This is a genomic window from Martinezella hainanensis, from assembly GCF_900094555.1.
GTDB lineage: Bacteria > Pseudomonadota > Alphaproteobacteria > Rhizobiales > Rhizobiaceae > Rhizobium > Rhizobium hainanense.
Map to the genome: position 1 here is coordinate 1 of NZ_FMAC01000001.1, position 18,060 is coordinate 18,060.

The window sequence follows — 18,060 nt, forward strand, 5'->3', positions numbered from 1 at the left end:
GTCATCGGCGTTGCCGGCGCCGGCCAGGAGATCTCGACGCGCCCGTTCCAGCTGGTGACGGGCCGCTCGTGGATGGGCACGGCCTTCGGCGGCGCCCGCGGCCGCACCGACGTTCCGAAGATCGTCGACTGGTACATGGAGGGCAAGATCCAGATCGATCCGATGATCACCCACACCTTGCCCCTCGAAGACATCAACAAGGGCTTCGAGCTCATGCACTCCGGCGAAAGCATCCGAAGCGTCGTGCTGTATTGAGGTTCAAAGTCACGGAAAGAAACGTATGCGGCGCGTGAGGAATGCGCCGCATATAGCTGAAAAGATTTGATATCATGATTTATGTCGACGCCGACGCCTGCCCGGTTAAGCCGGAAATCCTGAAGGTTGCCGAACGCCACGGCATCGAGGTGACCTTCGTCGCCAATTCGGGACTGCGGCCGTCGCGAGACCCGATGGTGCACAACGTCATCGTCTCCAACGCCTTCGACGCTGCCGACAACTGGATCGCCGAGCATGCCGGCGCCGGCGACATCGTCGTCACCGCCGATGTACCGCTTGCCGGCCGTTGCGTTGCCACTGGAGCGCTGGTGACGGGACCAACTGGGCGCATCTTCGACAAGACGAATATCGGCATGGCAACCGCCATGCGCGATCTCGGCGCACATCTTCGCGAAACCGGCGAAAGCAAGGGCTACAATGCCGCCTTCTCGCCGCGCGACCGCTCCGCCTTCCTCGAAACCTTCGACCGGCTTTGCCGGCGTGCCAGAGCATGATCCAAAAACTGCTCAGCGGTTTTTGGATAAGATCATGCAAAATCAAAACCCCAGAGCTTGAGCGCTTCGAAGAAAGGCCATCAAGCTCTGAAGCCAATCAAACGCCTGGAGGCCAGCCGTGAACATCATTTCCCAGAATACCGCCTTCGGCGGCATGCAGGGCGTCTTCTCGCATGAATCCGAGGCCTGCAAATGCGAGATGACCTTTGCCGTCTTCGTGCCGCCGCAAGCGATCAAGGAGCCTCGCCCGGTCCTCTGGTATCTCTCCGGCCTCACATGCACCCATGCAAACGTCATGGAAAAGGGCGAGTATCGCCGCATGGCCGCCGAACTCGGCTTGATCATCGTTTGCCCGGATACGAGCCCGCGCGGCAATGACGTGCCGGACGAGCTGACCAATTGGCAGATGGGCAAAGGCGCCGGCTTCTATCTCGATGCAACAGAAACGCCCTGGGCCGAAAACTACCAGATGTATACCTACATCACCGAGGAGCTGCCTGCTCTGATTGCCAGGCAATTCCGCGCCGACATGGGCCGCCAGGGCATCCTCGGCCATTCCATGGGCGGCCACGGCGCCATGACGATCGCGCTGAAGAACCCCGACCGCTTCAAGAGCTGCTCAGCCTTTGCCCCGATCGTCCAGCCATCAACAGCCGATTGGTCCGCCCCGGCGCTGGAGAAATATTTGGGCAGCGACAAGGCCGCTTGGCGCCGCTATGACGCCTGCGCGCTCGTCGAAGACGGAGCTCGCTTCCCCGAATTCCTGATCGACCAGGGCAAAGCCGACAGCTTTCTCGAAAACGGCCTGCGCCCCTGGCTGTTCGAAGAGGCGATCAAAGACACGGATATCGGTCTGACGCTACGCACGCACGAGCGCTACGACCACTCCTACTACTTCATCTCCACCTTTATGGACGATCACCTGAAGTGGCATGCCGAACGTCTGGAGAAGTAAAGGTAGTGAGATCGTCTTGAATTAGGCAGACGGCAAAGGCATATAGGAAACACGCAGACGACTGCGGCGGCTGGCGCCCAAAACCGGCCGTAGGCATCGCGGGGACGGCCTCGCTCTTAACAAAGGAGCGCAAAATGGCTTGGTTCCTGCTTTTCCTCGCAGGCTTGTTTGAAATCGGTTGGGCCGTCGGTCTGAAATATACCGACGGCTTCACGCGGCTGACACCGACGGTTTTGACCGTGATATCCATGATCATCAGCATCACGCTGCTTGGCTTGGCCGTAAAGACCCTGCCGATGGGCACGGCCTATGCGGTCTGGACCGGGATTGGCACCGTCGGCACTGTTCTGCTTGGCATATGGTTGCTCGGCGATCCCGCGACATTGGTCCGCCTGTTTTGCATCGGCTTGATCGTGGCAGGCATTGCCGGCCTCAAATTCGTCGCCTGAGCATTTCCAGGAAAAGTGCGTAGCGGTTTTCCGTCCGGAATGCGTAAGGGAACAATAAGATAGAGCTTTTCCTCGATTCAAGGAAAAGCGGGAAAGCTCTGAGCGCGTCGATCATCGGCGCTGGCGGTTGTCCAGCGCCCAGCTTCCCGGTCCGGCAAATACCAGAAACAGGAAGATGAAGCAGAACAGGATGGCTCCATCTCCCTCATTGTTGGCCGGGAAAAAATTGATCGGCATATGCACCATGAAATAGGCGATCGCCATTTCGCCGCTCAGGAGAAAGGCGATCGGCCGGGTGAAGAGCCCAAGCAGGACAAGTGTGCCGCCGACAAGCTCTATTATTCCTGCCACGAAGAACAGCGTCGTGATTGCGTAAGGTGCCGGTGGAAAGCCGAAAACCTTTTGCGTGCCATGCTCGATGAACAGCAACGCGGCCATGATTCGCAGGATTGCTTGGGAGGCAGGCTGATAGGGCGACAAGCGCTCGGAAAATGACATGAGGATCTCCGTTCGATAGGGGATGCGAAGGAGATCCTGTCAAAAGTGCTCTCGCTTCGCTGACAACGGAGTGAACACGCGAGAGGCGAATTTATTCGCCGGACCCGGCGATCAGCCGAGCCCGACGAAGAGGCTGGTTACTTCTTGTTGTTGTCGATCGCCAGCAGGCCCGGGCCTGCGAAGATCAGGAACAGGAAGATGAAGCAATAAAGGATCGCTGCGTCACCGCCATTGTTGGCCGGGAAGAAATTCTTCGGATAATGCGCCATGAAATAGGCGACCGCCATGTTGCCGCAAAGGATGAACGCGACCGGACGGGTAAAGAAGCCGACGATCGTCGCCAATCCGCCAACGATTTCGATGATACCCTGAACCAGAATCAGGGTCGGCAATGGGCTTGGAAATTGACCGCCAGCCGGAAAGCCGAGCAGCTTCTGCAAGCCATGTTCGATGAACAATACACCAGTGACGACACGCAATACGGTAAGAGCATAAGGCTGATATTGATTCAGCCGATCGGAAAGCGCCATGTTAAACTCCAGTTTTAACTCCCCCACGAGGAAGCAATAGAGCGCACGGGCACGAACGTGAAAACACGGATTCTGACGCTCAATCAATTTTCCGTGTCAAATCCGTGACTTGTTGTCACATGCTCACAACGGGATGTTGTCGTGCTTCTTCCAGGGATTGGTCAGGTCCTTGTTGCGCAGCATCCTGAGGCCCTGCGCCAACCGCCGGCGGGTCGAGTGCGGCATGATCACTTCGTCAATATAGCCGCGCTCTGCGGCAACGAACGGTGACAGGAAACGATCCTCGTACATCTTCGTATGGGCCGCAATCTTTTCCGGATCGGCGATATCCTTGCGGAAGATGATCTCGACCGCACCCTTGGCACCCATGACGGCGATCTGCGCCGTAGGCCACGCATAATTCAGATCACCGCGCAGATGCTTCGACGCCATCACGTCATAGGCGCCGCCGAAGGCCTTGCGGGTGATGACGGTCAATTTGGGCACAGTCGCCTCGGCATAGGCGAAGAGGAGCTTGGCGCCATGCTTGATCAGCCCGCCATATTCCTGCGCCGTCCCCGGCAGGAAGCCAGGCACATCGACAAAGGTGACGATCGGGATATTGAAGCAATCGCAGAAGCGCACGAAGCGCGCGGCCTTCCGCGAGGCGTCGCTGTCGAGAACGCCGGCCAGCACCATTGGCTGATTGGCAACGAAGCCGACCGTCGCCCCCTCGATGCGGCCGAATCCACAGACGATGTTCTTGGCGAAACTCTCCTGAATCTCGAAGAAATCACCCTCGTCCGCCACCTTCAGGATCAGTTCCTTGATGTCGTAGGGCTTGTTGGCATTGGCCGGGATCAGCGTATCGAGCGAATTGTCAGCCTCGGTCACCGACTGATAGCACTCGATCTCGGGCACGGTCGCGGTGTTCGACTGCGGCAGGAAATCGATGAAACGGCGCACCTGCAGGAGCGTATCGACATCATTGTCATAGGCGGCATCGGCGATCGAGGATTTCGTCGTATGCACCGAGGCGCCACCGAGCTGTTCGGATGTCACGGTCTCGTTGGTGACGGTCTTCACCACATCCGGCCCGGTGACGAACATGTAGGAGGTGTCCCGCACCATGAAGATGAAATCCGTCATGGCCGGAGAATAGACGTCGCCGCCGGCACAAGGTCCCATGATGATGGAGATCTGCGGAATGACGCCCGAGGCAAGCACATTGCGCTGGAACACCTCGGCATAGCCGCCAAGCGCTGCGACTCCCTCCTGAATGCGGGCACCGCCGGCATCATAGATCCCGATGATCGGCGCCCGGTTCTTCAGCGCCATATCCTGTACTTTGGTGATCTTTTCCGCATGTGCTTCCGAAAGAGATCCACCAAAGACCGTGAAATCCTTGGCAAAAACGAAAACGGTGCGCCCGTTGACCGTACCCCAGCCAGTCACAACGCCATCGCCGGCGATCTTGCTCTTGTCCATGCCAAAATCGGTCGAGCGATGCTCGACGAACATGTCGAATTCCTCGAAAGAGCCCTCATCGAGGAAGATGTCGATGCGCTCGCGCGCCGTCAGCTTGCCGCGTGCATGCTGCGCGTCAATGCGCGCCTGCCCGCCGCCCAGCCTTGCGATCTCGCGACGACGTTCCAGTTCCTGCAGAATTTCCTTCATGCGGTCCTCTCTCCTTCGCCGCTTGGGCTTAGCATGACGCAGGCTTAGTTGGCGAGCCGCGGCGTGTTCAGCGAAAAGATGGAGCGAACCCGCGCGGCGATATCTTCCGCCATCAGCTCGTCCGCGGTAGCGGGATCGGGAGCAACAGTTCTGGTCTCGAAGGATGCCATGGCAACCACGGCGCCGCCATCAGCCGCAGCGGCATCGATATTGATCTTGGCACTGCTGCGGTCGCGATTGAAGCCGCGTGCCTTGCGCACGTCGGTCAGCCTGACGGTGATGACAACCTGCGGCAATTGCGGAGCAAAGCTTGTTGCAGCGATCGCAGCGTTGACGCGATCGTTGACGGCTGCGACCAACGCCGGCGACACTGGCGGCAAAGCCTGATCGGCTACGACGGTTGCACTTCGCACGGCATATGTTGGAGGCGGAGGATCGACGGACCAGCTTGAGCACGCGGCCAGTGCCAAACATCCCACGAGCGCCGGTACGGCTCTCGGCCTCAACAACAACATGATCCCTGTCCCGACTTTCGAATTTGCAAGATATGCAGATCGACATAAAGGACTGGAAATCAACAATATTCAACTGCGAAGCGCAGAAAAAATGTCAGTCGCGGCCTGAAACTCCTCAAAACGCTGTGCACGGCGCTGCTCGGCCTCTTCGTCGCTGCCCCAATGCTCGATGGTCCAATCCTCGTCGAGATGGGCGAGCGACCAGACGTCGGCAAGCGGCAGGAAGCCTTTGGCAAAAGCGAGCGTCAGGATCGCTGAGCCGGTCAGTGTCGTGATCGTGTGAAGGCTCGCAAGTTCCATCGGCGTGTCAAATTTGCGCAAAGCAGCGGCGAAGGCCGCAATGGCTTCACCGGGTTGTTCCTGGTGCATGACACCTTCCGCCAGGATGAAGCGGGCGCCGAAATCGCGAGCCGCCCATTCGATCACCGGATTCCAGCGCTCCGACTGCCGCTCGACGAGCCGCTCAGGACCGTCGGCGCGATAGCAGAGCAAATCGCTGCCGGAGAAGCGGACGATTTCGTCGAACACAGCCTGACTTTCCGTCGCAACACCGTCAATGGCCGTGTTGACGAGGCGCGTCACCGGCATGGTCGCGGGATCGATGACATCGACCTGCCGTGCCCATTCAGCGGCCACCAGCTTGGCGAGCGCTTCTGTCGGCAGCGCCAGGGAGCGTCTTGCAGGCGTCTTCACCACCTTGCCGTCAAGCGCGATGGCATGGCCGCCCTCGTCCGCGCTGATCGTCACATCCTTGTAGAAGCGCTTCGGCAAAGGCTTCTTCATCTGGATCTGCGCGCGGCGGATCGGATCGGGATGGCTGAGACCTTCGGAAAGATCGTTCAACAGGTCGCGCATGGCGTCACCTCAGAGAATATGGCTCAACAAGTCGTTCGGATGGTGGGCTATCGCGTCTGCACCGGCAGCCAGGAGCTCTTCCACGGAGGCATAGCCCCAGGCGACGCCGATGGCGGTCGCACCTGCCGCCTTCGCCATCTGCATGTCGTAGATGGCATCACCGATCACGATCGTATCATGCGGATCCATGCCGGTCTCATCGCAGCATTCCGTCACCATCGCCGGATGCGGCTTCGACGGGCAATCATCGGCGGTACGCGAGACGATGAAATAGGGCGTGAACTCGTTGACGGCAAGAATATGGGTCAACCCACGGCGGGACTTGCCCGTGACGGCACCGAGCAGCAACTCGTCACGCGCGGCCAGCGTCTCGATCAGCGACTTGATGCCGTCGAAAAGCGGCGTCTGCATATCCGCCTCGTCGCGAACTTCAGGAAAGATCGACTTGTAATGCGCCGTCATGGCAATCGCTTCGTCATCGACATGCGGCTTGCCCTGCATGCGGGCAATGGCGATATCGAGCGTGAGGCCGATGATCGATTTGGTGGCGGAAACATCAGGACGCTTGTAGCCAAAAGCCACGAAAGTCCGTGCCATCACCTCATGGATCAGCCGCACGCTGTCGACCAGCGTACCATCGCAATCGAAAAGGACCAGCTTCATTCGTCGTCCGGCTCCCCCGCCGATTCCATATCAAAGCCGAGAAGGTTCCACGTCTGCACCATATGCGGCGGCAGAGGCGCGGTAACGCGCAGGCGTCCGCCACTCGGATGCGGAATATCGATATGCCGCGCGTGCAGATGCAGACGCTTCTGGACACCGCCGGGAAAATCCCAGTTGGGATCGTCATCGAAATATTTGGGATCGCCGATGATTGGATGGCCCATGTGCAACGCATGAACGCGCAGCTGATGTGTCCGGCCCGTATAGGGCTCCATCTCCAGCCAGGCGAGGCTCTGCGCAGCGGTTTCGAGCACACGATAGTAGGAGATCGCGTGATCGGCGCCCTCCTCGCCATGCTTGGCGATACGCATGCGATCGCCATCGGCCGTCGCCTCTTTCACCAGCCAGGTCGAGATCTTGTCCTCGTGCTTGCGCGGCACGCCCTTGACCAGCGACCAATAGGTCTTCTTGGTATCGCGCTCGCGAAACGCCGCCGTCAGCTTCTGTGCGGCGCCACGAGTGCGCGCGACCACGAGCACACCGGACGTGTCACGGTCGAGGCGATGCACCAGACGGGGCTTTTCACCCTTCTTGCTTGTCCACGCCTCAAGCATCTTGTCGATATGGCGGGTAAGGCCGGAGCCGCCCTGCACGGCGAGGCCGGCCGGCTTGTTCAGCACATAGACCTTATCGTCTTCATGAAGCAGCATGCGCGCTAGAAGCTCGGCATCGCCACCATGTTTAAGGTCGTTACCGGCGATCGGGCCGCTCTTCAGGGCCTTGGCATCGACATCGAGAGGCGGCACGCGCACGATCTGTCCCGGCTGTACGCGCGCATCCGTCTTGACACGGCCACCATCGACGCGCACCTGGCCCGAACGCAGCAACTTCTGCAGCTGACCGAAGCCAAGCCCCGGAAAATGCACCTTGAACCAGCGGTCGAGACGCATGCCCGCTTCATCAGGCTCGACCTGTATATGTTCAATCCCGGCCATTCTTCTTCTTTCAAACACCGCAACATGTCCCGGGAAGTTCCAAATCTTGTTCGGCGGGATCATGCGAATTCAAACGACGGGACGATTGGCCCCGTGGCCGGAGGTTTCCCGGCCTTTTGACGTGGCTTTAGAGCATTTCGACGAAAAGTGGAAACCGGAATTATACGGCAGGATAATTTTCTGGCTCAGTTTCCCTTGGTCGAGACGACGGGTAGATTGACGTCGACCATGCCTGCCTTGTCGAACATCAGCATCACGGGCACCGTACCGCCCTGCTTGAAGGGCGTCTTCACCTGCTTGAACATCATGTGCATCGTACTCGGCGCGAGCGTCACGGTTGCGCCGGCGGGGATGGCGATACCCCCCTTGATCTCGCGCATCTTCATGATCTCGCCCTCCATCTTCATCTCATGCAGCTCCACCTTGCCTGCGGACGACGAGGTTACGGAGGTGAGCTTGTCGTCCGTCTTGCCCGTATTGTGGATGGTGATGTAACCGCCGCCGACGGGCTGGCCGGGAAGCATGGCGCGAACATAACCGCCGCTGATATCGAGATCACCAAGCTTGGCAGACGCAGAGCCAGCAGGCGCCGCACCGGCATCCATGTGCATCCCGGACATGGATCTCATCGCGCCACTGTCCTCAGCCATCGCTCCATTGAGCGGAAGCGAAAAAGCGCCAATGGAAATCAGCAATGCGGCGGCGTAGTTGCGGTTCATGTTCATCTCCTGCCCGGCTCCTCGATCGAGCAGAAGGGATAGCCTCTCCCATCCCTATTGCAAAGGCCCGTAATCATTAGGAAACGCAGGATTGATCGGCGCGACAAAAATTTGTTCAGCGGCGACATTTGCCCCTTGCCATCTCTGCCCGGGACCGGATAATGGCACTCAACCCTGTTGGGAGAATCCGGCGCAAGCCGGTGCCGAAGGAGCAACCGCCCCGGAAACTCTCAGGCCAAAGGACCAGCAAGGGGCAGACGGAACTCTGGAGAGAAGCGCGCAAGCGTTCGCCGAAGGGATAACAATCTCAGGCAAACAGACAGAGGGGGCTCATCGTCAGGCGCAACCGCGCCGAAATTGTGAGCTCTGCGCTTTGAAACGAGCGCAAAACCCGGAGGCGTCATTTGGACGAGACCGCTGCCCTCAAGACCACCCCCCTTCATGCCCTGCATGTGTCGCTCGGTGCCCGCATGGTGCCTTTCGCAGGCTATGACATGCCCGTGCAATATGCGCCCGGCGTGCTGAAGGAACATCTCTGGACTCGATCCTCCGCCGGACTGTTCGACGTGTCGCATATGGGTCAGGTGACGATCCGCGCCCGCTCCGGCAAATATGAGGATGCGGCGCTAGCCCTCGAAAGCCTCGTGCCGGTCGACATCCTCGGTCTCGCCGAAGGCCGCCAGCGCTATGGCTTCTTCACCGACGACAAGGGCGGCATCCTCGACGACCTGATGATCACCCATATGGACGACTATCTCTTCGTCGTCGTCAATGCCGCCTGCAAGGAGCAGGATTTTAAGCATCTTCAAGATCATATCGGCGATAGCTGCGAAGTGACCTTACTTGATCGAGCCCTCATCGCGCTTCAGGGACCGCGCGCCGTTGACGTCCTCGCGGAACTCTGGGCCGATATCGCTTACATGAAATTTATGGACGTGCGCCATTGTCGCCTCCATGACGTTTCCTGCCTCGTTTCGCGCTCCGGCTATAGCGGCGAGGACGGTTTCGAAATCTCCGTACCGGCAGACAAGGCCGAGGATATCGCCAAGCGGCTGCTCGAGCATCCGGATGTCCAGCCGATCGGCCTCGGCGCCCGTGACTCGCTGCGCCTCGAAGCCGGCCTCTGCCTCTATGGCAACGACATCGACCAGACGACGACGCCGATCGAAGGCGCGCTCGAATGGGCCATTCAGAAAGCCCGCAAGACGGGCGGCGCCCGCGCCGGCCGGTTTCCGGGAGCAGCTCGCATTCTCGGCGAGCTCGATGGCGGCACTTCGCGCCGCCGCGTCGGCCTGAAGCCCGAGGGCAAGGCGCCGGTGCGCGGTCACTCCAAGCTTTATGCCGATGCCGAAGGCAAGACCGAAATCGGCGAAGTCACCTCTGGCGGTTTCGGTCCGAGCGTCGAATCCCCGGTCGCCATGGGCTATGTGCCAACCGATTTCACGGCGCCCGGCACCACTGTTTACGCTGAAGTGCGCGGCAAGTATCTGCCCGTCGTCGTCAGCACCCTGCCTTTCATCAAGCCCACCTACAAACGTTGAACGTCTTTTCCAGAGAGGATTACCCATGCTGAAATTCACCGAAGAACATGAGTGGCTGAAGGTCGAAGGCGATATCGCAACGGTCGGCATCACGGCGCATGCCGCCGAGCAACTCGGCGATCTCGTTTTCGTCGAACTGCCTGAAGTCGGCGCCAGCTTCTCCAAGGGTGGCGACGCGGCAACCGTCGAATCCGTCAAGGCAGCCTCCGAAGTCTATTGTCCGCTCGACGGAGAGATCACTGAAGTCAACGAAGCCATCACCGCCGATCCGGCCCTCGTCAATTCCGACCCGATGGGTGACGGTTGGTTCTTCAAGCTCAAGCTGAAGAATGTCAGCGATCTAGATGGTCTTCTTGATGAATCCGGTTACAAGGAGCTGATCGGATAATGACGACGCCTACGGAATTCACGTTCACCGACTACCAGCCATACGATTTCGCCAATCGCCGGCATATCGGTCCGTCTCCGTCGGAGATGGCCGATATGCTCAAGGCGATCGGCTACAAGAGCCTTGATGGTCTGATCGACGCAACGCTGCCACCGGCAATCCGCCAGAAGGCGCCGCTTGCCTGGGGCGCAGCGATGACGGAGCGAGAGGCGCTCGACCGCCTGCGCGAGACAGCCAACAAGAACAAGGTTCTCGTCTCGCTGATCGGTCAGGGTTATTACGGCACCATCACGCCGCCGGTCATCCAGCGCAACATCCTGGAAAACCCGGCCTGGTACACAGCCTACACGCCGTACCAGCCGGAAATCAGCCAGGGCCGCCTCGAGGCGCTGCTCAACTACCAGACGATGATCAGCGACTTGACCGGCCTCGATGTCGCCAACGCCTCGCTGCTCGATGAAGCAACGGCAGCAGCCGAAGGTATGGCGATGGCGGAACGCGTCGCCAAGTCGAAGGCGAAAGCCTTCTTCGTCGATTCCGCCTGCCATCCGCAGACCATCGCGCTCATCAAGACCCGCGCCGAGCCGCTCGGCTGGAGCGTCATCGTCGGCAATCCCTTTACGGATCTTGATCCCGTCGATGTCTTCGGCGCGATCTTCCAGTATCCGGGCACGCACGGTCACATCAACGACTTCAGCGGCCTGATCGCACGCCTGCACCAGACGGGCGCCATCGCCATCATGGCTGCCGATCTCCTGGCCCTGACCCTGCTGAAATCCCCCGGCGAAATGGGCGCGGATATTGCCATCGGCTCCTCGCAGCGCTTCGGCGTTCCCGTCGGATATGGCGGCCCGCACGCCGCCTATATGGCCGTCAAGGACGACTACAAGCGCTCCATGCCGGGCCGTCTCGTCGGCGTTTCGGTCGATGCACGCGGCAATCGCGCCTATCGCCTGTCGCTGCAGACCCGCGAGCAGCATATCCGCCGCGAAAAGGCGACGTCGAACATCTGTACCGCGCAGGTGCTGCTCGCCGTCATGGCCTCCATGTATGCGGTCTTCCACGGTCCGCAGGGCCTGAAGGCCATTGCCCAGCAGGTCCATCAGAAGGCTGTTCTGATGGCCAAGGGCCTGGAAAAGCTCGGCTACACCGTCGAGCCGGAAACCTTCTTCGACACGATCACCGTCGAGGTCGGCCACATGCAGGGTCTCATCCTGCGCGCGGCCGTCGCGGAAGGCGTGAACCTGCGCAAGGTCGGTGAAACGAAAATCGGCATCAGCCTCGACGAGCGCACGCGCCCGGCGACGGTGGAAGCGGTGTGGCGTGCATTCGGTGGCGATTTCCGCATCGCCGATTTCGAACCGTCCTACCGCCTGCCGAAGAGCCTGCTGCGCACCAGCGAATACCTGACGCATCCGATCTTCCACATGAACCGCGCCGAAAGCGAGATGACGCGCTATATCCGTCGTCTCTCGGATCGCGACCTGGCGCTCGACCGCTCTATGATCCCGCTCGGCTCCTGCACCATGAAGCTGAACGCGACGGCGGAAATGCTGCCGATCACCTGGCCGGAATTTTCCGACATCCATCCTTTCGTTCCGGCCGATCAGGCGCTCGGCTACCGCGAAATGATCGACGACCTGACGGAGAAGCTCTGCGCCGTGACGGGCTATGACGCCTTCTCCATGCAGCCGAACTCCGGTGCGCAGGGCGAATATGCCGGCCTCCTGACCATCCGCAACTACCACATTGCCAATGGCCAGGGGCACCGCGACATCTGCCTCATCCCGACCTCCGCGCACGGCACCAACCCTGCCTCGGCTCAGATGGCCGGCATGAAGGTCGTGGTCGTCAAGGTCAGCGACGACGGCGATATCGACATGGCCGATTTCCGCGCCAAGACAGAGCAATATGCCGACAACCTCTCCTGCTGCATGATCACCTACCCTTCGACGCATGGCGTCTTCGAGGAGACGGTAAAGGAGATCTGCGATCTCGTGCACAAGCATGGCGGTCAGGTCTATCTCGATGGCGCGAACATGAACGCCATGGTCGGCCTCTCGCGTCCAGGCGATATCGGCTCCGACGTCAGCCACCTGAACCTGCACAAGACCTTCTGCATTCCGCATGGCGGCGGCGGCCCAGGCATGGGTCCGATCGGCGTCAAGGCGCATCTTGCACCTCACCTGCCCGGCCATCCGGAAACGGACGGCCGCAGCGGTGCGGTCTCGGCGGCAGCCTTCGGTTCGGCCTCCATCCTGCCGATCTCCTGGAGCTACTGCCTGATGATGGGCGGCGAAGGCCTGACGCAGGCGACGAAGGTGGCGATCCTCAACGCCAACTACATCGCCGCGCGGCTGAAGGGTGCCTATGACGTGCTCTACAAGTCCAAGGACGGACGCGTCGCGCATGAGTGCATCATCGATACCCGCCCGCTGGTCGCTAGTGCCGGCGTGACGGTCGACGATGTCGCCAAGCGCCTGATCGATTGCGGCTTCCACGCGCCGACCATGAGCTGGCCGGTTGCCGGAACGCTGATGATCGAGCCGACCGAATCGGAAACGAAGGCCGAGCTTGATCGCTTCTGCGAGGCAATGCTGGCGATCCGCGAGGAGGCCCGTGCCATCGAGGACGGCCGGATGGACAAGACCAACAACCCGCTGAAGAACGCTCCGCATACGGTGGAAGACCTTGTCGGCGAATGGGATCGCCCCTATTCGCGCGAACAGGCCTGCTTCCCGCCCGGTGCTTTCCGGGTCGACAAGTACTGGTCTCCGGTCAATCGCATCGACAACGTCTATGGCGACCGCAACCTCATCTGCACCTGCCCGCCGCTCGAATCCTACGCCGAGGCCGCAGAATAGAGTTTTTGCAAAAAAGCGAAGCGGTTCAGTCGCTTCGCTGGAAACAGACATAAATCTATTGTGAAACTTGTCTATGAAAACGCCGCGTGTCCGAAAGGATGCGCGGCGTTTTTCATGACGCCACAGTGGGGCCTTGGAATTCAGATTCATGCCGGAGCAACCGGAACTTCACTTCGTCGCCGGGCGAACGGAACGTGCTTCCGCGCCGCTGCTTCTCCTGCATGGGAGCGGCATGAATGAGGCCGCGCTTGTTCCTCTTGCCGATTCGGCTGCGCCGCAGCATCCCTATATCGCCCTGCGAGGTGCCATCGGCTGGGAGGGCGGATTTGCCTTCTTTCGCCGCAATCCGGATCGAAGCCTGGATCATGCGGATCTCATAAGCCGCACGGATGGACTCTGTGATTTCATCGAAACGGCTCTGGAGCAAGGGACGCTCAAGCGGACCCCCGTGCTGGTTGGCTTTTCGAATGGCGCGATCATGGCGGCATCCATTCTTTTGCGCCGGCCCCGCCTGGCCGCCGCCGCCATTTTGATGCGGCCACTCTCGCCGGCACTGGACGCACGCTTTCCATCGCTGGCCGCTTTGCCGATCCTGATCGTGTCCGCCGAGCACGATCAGCGACGCGAACCCGGCGATGCCGATATCTTGAAAAATCAATTTGCAAACGCCGGTGCGGATGTCAGCGCGCATGTGCTGGCAACCGGTCACGACGTCAATCAAGACGACATCGGCATCATCCGCGACTGGCTCATACGGAAAGGCTTATGACATGAATCAGGAGATTTCCCTGAGCACCGACAATCCCGACAGCTATATCGCGGCCGCATTCGCCACGGACGACCCCGCCTCGATCGCCAGGGCATTAGGCGAAGTTGCCCGCACGCGCAACATGAGCAAGCTCGCCAAGGATGTCGGCATGAACCGTTCGGCGCTCTATCGTGCACTGAGCGGTGACGGAAATCCGGAATTCGCCACGATCCTGAAAGTCGTCAGAGCGCTCGGCCTCAAGCTGACGCCGGTATCGGCCGCAAGCTAAGTCTCGCCTCGAAGCGTCGCTAACCGATCGCCTCTTCGAGCAGAAGCAGTACGAGAAAGCCGGTAAAGAACATGGCTGTCACCCAAGGGCGATCGGGTGTTTCATGAGCTTCGACCAGCAGTTCTTCGGTGACGAGATAGAGGAGCGCAATCAGCCCGAACGCGAAGAAGCCGGTCAGAATCGGGTCGGGCAACGACGCGATCGGTGTTCCCAGCAAAGCGCCGATCGGCAAAAGCAGTGCAAGCGCTGCCGTAATGGCGACGATCCTGGCTCGAGAGCGAACGCTCTCGCCAAGCTCGTTCGCGACCGTCAGGCCCAGGAACAGCACCTCGATCGTCAGGGCGATCGTCAGCAGCAGGCCTACCTTCGGGCCGGCTGCAAAGCCGATGCCGAGCACAAGGCCATCGATCAGAATATCGATACCAATCGCCGCGAGAAGGCCAACCGGTCCTTTGGCCCATTTTTCCAGTTGCTTGACCAGCAGCATGACGATGACGCCGATCGCGCCGCCGATGACGGTCGCCAAGGGAGAACCTCTGTGCATGACATCGGGCAGGATCTCGCCAGCGGCGGCGGCAAAGACCACACCGGCGGCAAAATGCTGGATTGCGCTGACAAGATTAGGCCCCGGCCGCGTGTTCACGGCAACGGCGGCACCCGCAATGGCCGCAGTCGCAGGGATCAAGGTGTAAACCCATGCCGCAGCCGCCATAGAATTCCCCCTCGCGCGCCGTGTCGATTTTCACCGGCGAGCCGGTCAGCCGAGGAGATAATAGTGATATCCTCGGCACGCGTCGATCAAAGCACGAAATGCAGCGAGGTGAAATACGGCTAAGTCGGCTCCAAGCGGACTGAGCACCCCGACCCTAAGCAATCGACAGCTACCAGATCACCTTGGACAATTCGGATAAGACGATATTGCCGTAGTCCTCGTCCTTGATGCTGAACTCGGCCTCGCCGGATTCCAAATTGAAGTTGAAATAGACTTCAGCTGCGCCCTCGGCAAGAAAGAGCTTGGTGGCGTACCAGTTTCCCGCCGCTCCACCAAAACCGCCGCCAGGAAGGCGCGTGGCCGGAGGGCCGAGAAATGCTATGTCAAATGGTAGTGTTTCCTGCTTTGCTGCTGAAAAGGTTGGAGAATCCGCGGCCAAAGCATTGGCCAGCCGTTCGAAAAACTGTGCCGGGCGGGAACTCGTAACATGACGAAATTCGCCATGCGAGAAGCTTACCGGAGTATCAAGATCGGCGCTGCCGTCCTTTTTCCGCGGACCCTGAATTTCAATGAGGAACTTTGTTTGGTCCTGCCCCTCGCCATAGCGAGCCATCAAGGCGAGAGTTTCTGGATCCGAGCCGCCAGTCATCGGGGCAATTTTGAAGGGAAGAGAGGCCGGAAAATCACCGTCCGCAGGAAGCGTCACCTCGCTGCCGCTCTGTGCTGACAGCAACGCCGCCACCGGCAGAATCAGTACGGAGCGCCGCGTGATCATCCCGCATCCTGAGATAACAAACGGCGCCTGCCCGTCATATGGCTTGCGCGGATTGGCGCTGAGCCGCCAGTGCGGCGAGATCGGCGGGCTTCAATTCGACGGATTCGCCACAGCCACAGGCCGATGTTTGGTTCGGATTGGTGAAGATGAAACCGGAGCGCAAGGTCGTCGTTTCGAAGCCCATTTCGGTGCCGAGCAGATAAAGTACCGCAGACGGCTCCACCCAGACCTTGGCGCCATCGCGCTCGATCAGGTCATCTTTCGCATTCGGCTCGGTCACCAGGTTGATGGTATATTCCATCCCCGCGCAGCCGCCCTTCTTGATGCCAACCCGAACACCCTTGGCATCGGTGCCGGAATTTTCAACGATCGCCTTGACGCGTGCTGCTGCCGCATCCGTCATGCTCATGACTGCAAAGCCCATGGGCTCATTCTCCTTCCGCAACCGGGGTCAAGATCCGGCGCTTCGAGTCTCAATGTAAAGCCGGCGGCCTAAAGCTTCAATACCAGCCGACGGCAACCTGCGCTTCTTCCGACATGCGATCCGGCGTCCAGGGCGGATCGAAGGTCATGCTGACGTCGACACCGGAAACACCTTCGACGGCGCCGACGGCATTTTCGACCCAGCCGGGCATCTCGCCAGCAACCGGGCAACCGGGCGCCGTCAGCGTCATGACGATCTTTACCATGCGGTCGTCTTCGATATCGATCTTGTAGACAAGGCCGAGTTCGAAGATATCAGCGGGAATTTCCGGATCGTAGACCGTTTTCAGTGCTGAGATGATGTCGTCGCTGAGGCGCGCCAGCTCATCCTCGGGGATGCTGGAGTGCACGATCCCTTCGCGCGCGTCGATCTTCTGTTCGCTTTCGTCGAGTGACATCACTTGCCTCCTCAGGCAAAGAATTTCCGTGCATATTCCAGTGCGTCAGCCAAGGCATCCACCTCGGCGCGCGTATTGTACATGCCGAACGATGCTCGGCATGTGGAGGTGACGCCGAAGCGTTTCAAGAGCGGCTGGGCGCAATGGGTGCCGGCGCGAACGGCGACACCCTGCCGGTCGATCACCATAGAGACGTCGTGGGAGTGTATTCCCGCAAGCTCGAAGGAGAAAATGCCGCCCTTGCCCGGCGCCGTGCCGATCACGCGCAGCGAATTGATATCGCGCAACCGTTCCGCCGCATAGGCGGCAAGGTCGGCCTCATGACGGGCAATCGCTTCGCGGCCAATGCTGTCCATATAGTCGAGCGCGTAACCAAGGCCGATCGCCTGCACGATCGGCGGCGTACCGGCTTCGAAGCGGTGCGGCGGCTCGTTATAGGTAACGTTTTCCTCGGTGACGTCGAAAATCATCTCGCCGCCGCCCTGGAACGGCCGCATCTCGGCAAGCCGCTCCTTCTTGCCGTAGAGAACACCGATGCCCGAGGGGCCATAGAGCTTGTGACCGGTCATGACGTACCAGTCGCAATCGATATCCTGCACGTCGACGGGCATATGCACCGCACCCTGCGAGCCGTCGATCAGGACGGGAATGCCGCGCTCATGCGCGATACGGCAGACTTCCTTTACCGGAACGACCGTCCCGAGCGCATTCGACATATGCGTAATGGCGACGAGTTTGGTGCGCTCCGTCAGGCTCTTCTCGAAATCCTCGATATGGAACGCGCCCTCGTCGTCGACGGGTACCCAGACCAGCTTAGCGCCCTGCCGCTCCCGGATGAAATGCCAGGGAACGATGTTGGAGTGATGCTCCATGATGGAGACGACGATCTCATCACCCTCACCAATCTTCGGCATACCCCAGCCGTAGGCGACCGTGTTGATCGCCTCGGTCGAGTTCTTGGTGAAGACGATATCGTCGACCGACGGCGCATTCAGGAAGCGGCGCACCTTTTCGCGAGCCGCTTCATAGGCTTCCGTCGCTGCATTGGACAGGAAGTGCAAGCCGCGATGCACATTCGCATATTCGTTGGAATAAGCATACGAGATGGCATCGATGACGACCTGCGGCTTCTGCGCGGAGGCGCCGTTGTCGAGATAGACCAGCGGCTTGCCATGCACCGTTTTCGCCAGGATCGGGAAATCCCGGCGAATGGCTTCGACGTCATAGGCCGTTGCCGGCACGATCTTGTCCACGAGC

At 60.0% G+C, this 18,060-nt stretch carries 21 protein-coding genes, 1 pseudogene and 1 riboswitch; of the genes and pseudogenes, 9 read left to right on the plus strand and 13 right to left on the minus strand.

Translation table 11 applies throughout. The annotated features are described in order from the left end of the window. The 4 genes and pseudogenes from GA0061100_RS00005 to sugE form a co-directional block, all read left to right on the plus strand. A pseudogene (locus GA0061100_RS00005) lies at positions 1–255 on the plus strand (S-(hydroxymethyl)glutathione dehydrogenase); the annotation flags it as partial. 74 nt (positions 256–329) lie between these two features. After that, positions 330–770, plus strand: coding sequence for a YaiI/YqxD family protein (locus GA0061100_RS00010; protein ID WP_075850584.1), 441 nt, complete (start codon positions 330–332; stop codon positions 768–770). Between the two features lie 118 nt (positions 771–888). Continuing rightward, positions 889–1,725 (plus strand): S-formylglutathione hydrolase, encoded by an 837-nt coding sequence (gene fghA / locus GA0061100_RS00015; protein WP_075850585.1) that lies wholly within the window; start codon positions 889–891, stop codon positions 1,723–1,725. 134 nt (positions 1,726–1,859) lie between these two features. Beyond that, complete coding sequence (sugE, locus tag GA0061100_RS00020; protein ID WP_075850586.1) at positions 1,860–2,174, plus strand: quaternary ammonium compound efflux SMR transporter SugE; 315 nt, start codon at positions 1,860–1,862, stop codon at positions 2,172–2,174. Positions 2,175–2,285: 111 nt separating this feature from the next. Here the strand turns inward: sugE and GA0061100_RS00025 are convergent, their stop codons facing one another. From GA0061100_RS00025 to GA0061100_RS00060, 8 genes are all read right to left on the minus strand, one after another. Next, the gene (locus GA0061100_RS00025; RefSeq protein ID WP_075850587.1) at positions 2,286–2,672 is read right to left on the minus strand and encodes a DoxX family protein; all 387 of its coding nucleotides are present in this window, start codon (positions 2,670–2,672) and stop codon (positions 2,286–2,288) included. 137 nt (positions 2,673–2,809) lie between these two features. Continuing rightward, positions 2,810–3,202 (minus strand): DoxX family protein, encoded by a 393-nt coding sequence (locus tag GA0061100_RS00030; protein WP_075850588.1) that lies wholly within the window; start codon positions 3,200–3,202, stop codon positions 2,810–2,812. Positions 3,203–3,325: 123 nt separating this feature from the next. Next, positions 3,326–4,858: an acyl-CoA carboxylase subunit beta gene (locus GA0061100_RS00035; protein WP_075850589.1), complete on the minus strand. Its 1,533-nt coding sequence runs from the start codon at positions 4,856–4,858 to the stop codon at positions 3,326–3,328. A gap of 44 nt (positions 4,859–4,902) precedes the next feature. Continuing rightward, on the minus strand, positions 4,903–5,271 hold the full coding sequence (locus tag GA0061100_RS00040; protein ID WP_244557744.1) for a hypothetical protein: 369 nt from the start codon (positions 5,269–5,271) through the stop codon (positions 4,903–4,905). 171 nt (positions 5,272–5,442) lie between these two features. Then, positions 5,443–6,228 carry an ATP12 family chaperone protein gene (locus GA0061100_RS00045; RefSeq protein ID WP_075850591.1) on the minus strand — a complete coding sequence of 262 codons (786 nt, stop codon included), beginning with the start codon at positions 6,226–6,228 and terminating at the stop codon, positions 5,443–5,445. Between the two features lie 9 nt (positions 6,229–6,237). Further along, positions 6,238–6,891, minus strand: a complete 654-nt coding sequence (locus GA0061100_RS00050) for an HAD-IA family hydrolase (protein ID WP_075850592.1) — start codon at positions 6,889–6,891, stop codon at positions 6,238–6,240. Next, a complete protein-coding gene (locus GA0061100_RS00055) occupies positions 6,888–7,886 on the minus strand; it encodes an RluA family pseudouridine synthase (protein WP_075850593.1) in 999 nt (332 codons plus the stop codon). Before GA0061100_RS00055 ends, GA0061100_RS00050 begins: the two co-directional genes overlap by 4 nt. 185 nt (positions 7,887–8,071) lie before the next feature. Then, positions 8,072–8,605 carry a copper chaperone PCu(A)C gene (locus tag GA0061100_RS00060; protein WP_075850594.1) on the minus strand — a complete coding sequence of 178 codons (534 nt, stop codon included), beginning with the start codon at positions 8,603–8,605 and terminating at the stop codon, positions 8,072–8,074. Positions 8,606–8,773: 168 nt separating this feature from the next. Beyond that, a riboswitch (glycine riboswitch) is annotated at positions 8,774–8,861 on the plus strand. A 148-nt stretch (positions 8,862–9,009) separates the two neighbouring features. On the opposite strand from GA0061100_RS00060, the gene gcvT reads away from it, so the two are divergent. The 5 genes from gcvT (at position 9,010) to GA0061100_RS00085 (ending at position 14,435) form a co-directional block, all read left to right on the plus strand. Then, the gene (gene gcvT, locus GA0061100_RS00065) at positions 9,010–10,146 is read left to right on the plus strand and encodes a glycine cleavage system aminomethyltransferase GcvT (RefSeq protein WP_075850595.1); all 1,137 of its coding nucleotides are present in this window, start codon (positions 9,010–9,012) and stop codon (positions 10,144–10,146) included. Positions 10,147–10,171: 25 nt separating this feature from the next. Continuing rightward, a complete protein-coding gene (gene gcvH / locus GA0061100_RS00070) occupies positions 10,172–10,534 on the plus strand; it encodes a glycine cleavage system protein GcvH (protein ID WP_075850596.1) in 363 nt (120 codons plus the stop codon). Next, the gene (gene gcvP, locus GA0061100_RS00075; RefSeq protein WP_075850597.1) at positions 10,534–13,398 is read left to right on the plus strand and encodes an aminomethyl-transferring glycine dehydrogenase; all 2,865 of its coding nucleotides are present in this window, start codon (positions 10,534–10,536) and stop codon (positions 13,396–13,398) included. The genes gcvH and gcvP overlap by 1 nt, the downstream gene beginning before the upstream one ends. A 148-nt stretch (positions 13,399–13,546) precedes the next feature. Further along, positions 13,547–14,167 (plus strand): alpha/beta hydrolase, encoded by a 621-nt coding sequence (locus GA0061100_RS00080; RefSeq protein WP_075850598.1) that lies wholly within the window; start codon positions 13,547–13,549, stop codon positions 14,165–14,167. Between the two features lies 1 nt (position 14,168). Beyond that, the gene (locus tag GA0061100_RS00085) at positions 14,169–14,435 is read left to right on the plus strand and encodes an addiction module antidote protein (protein WP_075850599.1); all 267 of its coding nucleotides are present in this window, start codon (positions 14,169–14,171) and stop codon (positions 14,433–14,435) included. 19 nt (positions 14,436–14,454) lie between these two features. Here the strand turns inward: GA0061100_RS00085 and GA0061100_RS00090 are convergent, their stop codons facing one another. From GA0061100_RS00090 to GA0061100_RS00110, 5 genes are all read right to left on the minus strand, one after another. Further along, on the minus strand, positions 14,455–15,147 hold the full coding sequence (locus tag GA0061100_RS00090) for a ZIP family metal transporter (protein ID WP_075850600.1): 693 nt from the start codon (positions 15,145–15,147) through the stop codon (positions 14,455–14,457). Between the two features lie 169 nt (positions 15,148–15,316). Beyond that, positions 15,317–15,922, minus strand: coding sequence for a hypothetical protein (locus GA0061100_RS00095; protein WP_075850601.1), 606 nt, complete (start codon positions 15,920–15,922; stop codon positions 15,317–15,319). 34 nt (positions 15,923–15,956) lie between these two features. After that, the gene (gene sufA / locus GA0061100_RS00100; protein WP_075850602.1) at positions 15,957–16,346 is read right to left on the minus strand and encodes a Fe-S cluster assembly scaffold SufA; all 390 of its coding nucleotides are present in this window, start codon (positions 16,344–16,346) and stop codon (positions 15,957–15,959) included. A 76-nt stretch (positions 16,347–16,422) separates the two neighbouring features. After that, entirely contained in the window at positions 16,423–16,803 is a 381-nt protein-coding gene (locus GA0061100_RS00105) for an SUF system Fe-S cluster assembly protein (RefSeq protein WP_075850603.1), read from the minus strand. 11 nt (positions 16,804–16,814) lie between these two features. Further along, positions 16,815–18,056, minus strand: coding sequence for a cysteine desulfurase (locus tag GA0061100_RS00110; RefSeq protein ID WP_075851820.1), 1,242 nt, complete (start codon positions 18,054–18,056; stop codon positions 16,815–16,817). Between the last annotated feature and the right edge of the window lie 4 nt (positions 18,057–18,060).

What these genes read in the sequence shown, in the direction of transcription:
- GA0061100_RS00105 (WP_075850603.1), bottom strand. Translation starts at nt 16,803, where the DNA reads ATGTCACTCGACGAAAGCGAACAGAAGATCGACGCGCGCGAAGGGATC.
- gcvP (WP_075850597.1), top strand. Translation starts at nt 10,534, where the DNA reads ATGACGACGCCTACGGAATTCACGTTCACCGACTACCAGCCATACGAT.
- GA0061100_RS00050 (WP_075850592.1), bottom strand. Translation starts at nt 6,891, where the DNA reads ATGAAGCTGGTCCTTTTCGATTGCGATGGTACGCTGGTCGACAGCGTG.
- GA0061100_RS00035 (WP_075850589.1), bottom strand. Translation starts at nt 4,858, where the DNA reads ATGAAGGAAATTCTGCAGGAACTGGAACGTCGTCGCGAGATCGCAAGG.
- GA0061100_RS00025 (WP_075850587.1), bottom strand. Translation starts at nt 2,672, where the DNA reads ATGTCATTTTCCGAGCGCTTGTCGCCCTATCAGCCTGCCTCCCAAGCA.
- GA0061100_RS00010 (WP_075850584.1), top strand. Translation starts at nt 330, where the DNA reads ATGATTTATGTCGACGCCGACGCCTGCCCGGTTAAGCCGGAAATCCTG.
- GA0061100_RS00055 (WP_075850593.1), bottom strand. Translation starts at nt 7,886, where the DNA reads ATGGCCGGGATTGAACATATACAGGTCGAGCCTGATGAAGCGGGCATG.
- GA0061100_RS00085 (WP_075850599.1), top strand. Translation starts at nt 14,169, where the DNA reads ATGAATCAGGAGATTTCCCTGAGCACCGACAATCCCGACAGCTATATC.
- GA0061100_RS00090 (WP_075850600.1), bottom strand. Translation starts at nt 15,147, where the DNA reads ATGGCGGCTGCGGCATGGGTTTACACCTTGATCCCTGCGACTGCGGCC.
- GA0061100_RS00095 (WP_075850601.1), bottom strand. Translation starts at nt 15,922, where the DNA reads ATGATCACGCGGCGCTCCGTACTGATTCTGCCGGTGGCGGCGTTGCTG.
- GA0061100_RS00030 (WP_075850588.1), bottom strand. Translation starts at nt 3,202, where the DNA reads ATGGCGCTTTCCGATCGGCTGAATCAATATCAGCCTTATGCTCTTACC.
- sufA (WP_075850602.1), bottom strand. Translation starts at nt 16,346, where the DNA reads ATGGGCTTTGCAGTCATGAGCATGACGGATGCGGCAGCAGCACGCGTC.
- sugE (WP_075850586.1), top strand. Translation starts at nt 1,860, where the DNA reads ATGGCTTGGTTCCTGCTTTTCCTCGCAGGCTTGTTTGAAATCGGTTGG.
- GA0061100_RS00045 (WP_075850591.1), bottom strand. Translation starts at nt 6,228, where the DNA reads ATGCGCGACCTGTTGAACGATCTTTCCGAAGGTCTCAGCCATCCCGAT.
- gcvH (WP_075850596.1), top strand. Translation starts at nt 10,172, where the DNA reads ATGCTGAAATTCACCGAAGAACATGAGTGGCTGAAGGTCGAAGGCGAT.
- GA0061100_RS00060 (WP_075850594.1), bottom strand. Translation starts at nt 8,605, where the DNA reads ATGAACCGCAACTACGCCGCCGCATTGCTGATTTCCATTGGCGCTTTT.
- GA0061100_RS00080 (WP_075850598.1), top strand. Translation starts at nt 13,547, where the DNA reads ATGCCGGAGCAACCGGAACTTCACTTCGTCGCCGGGCGAACGGAACGT.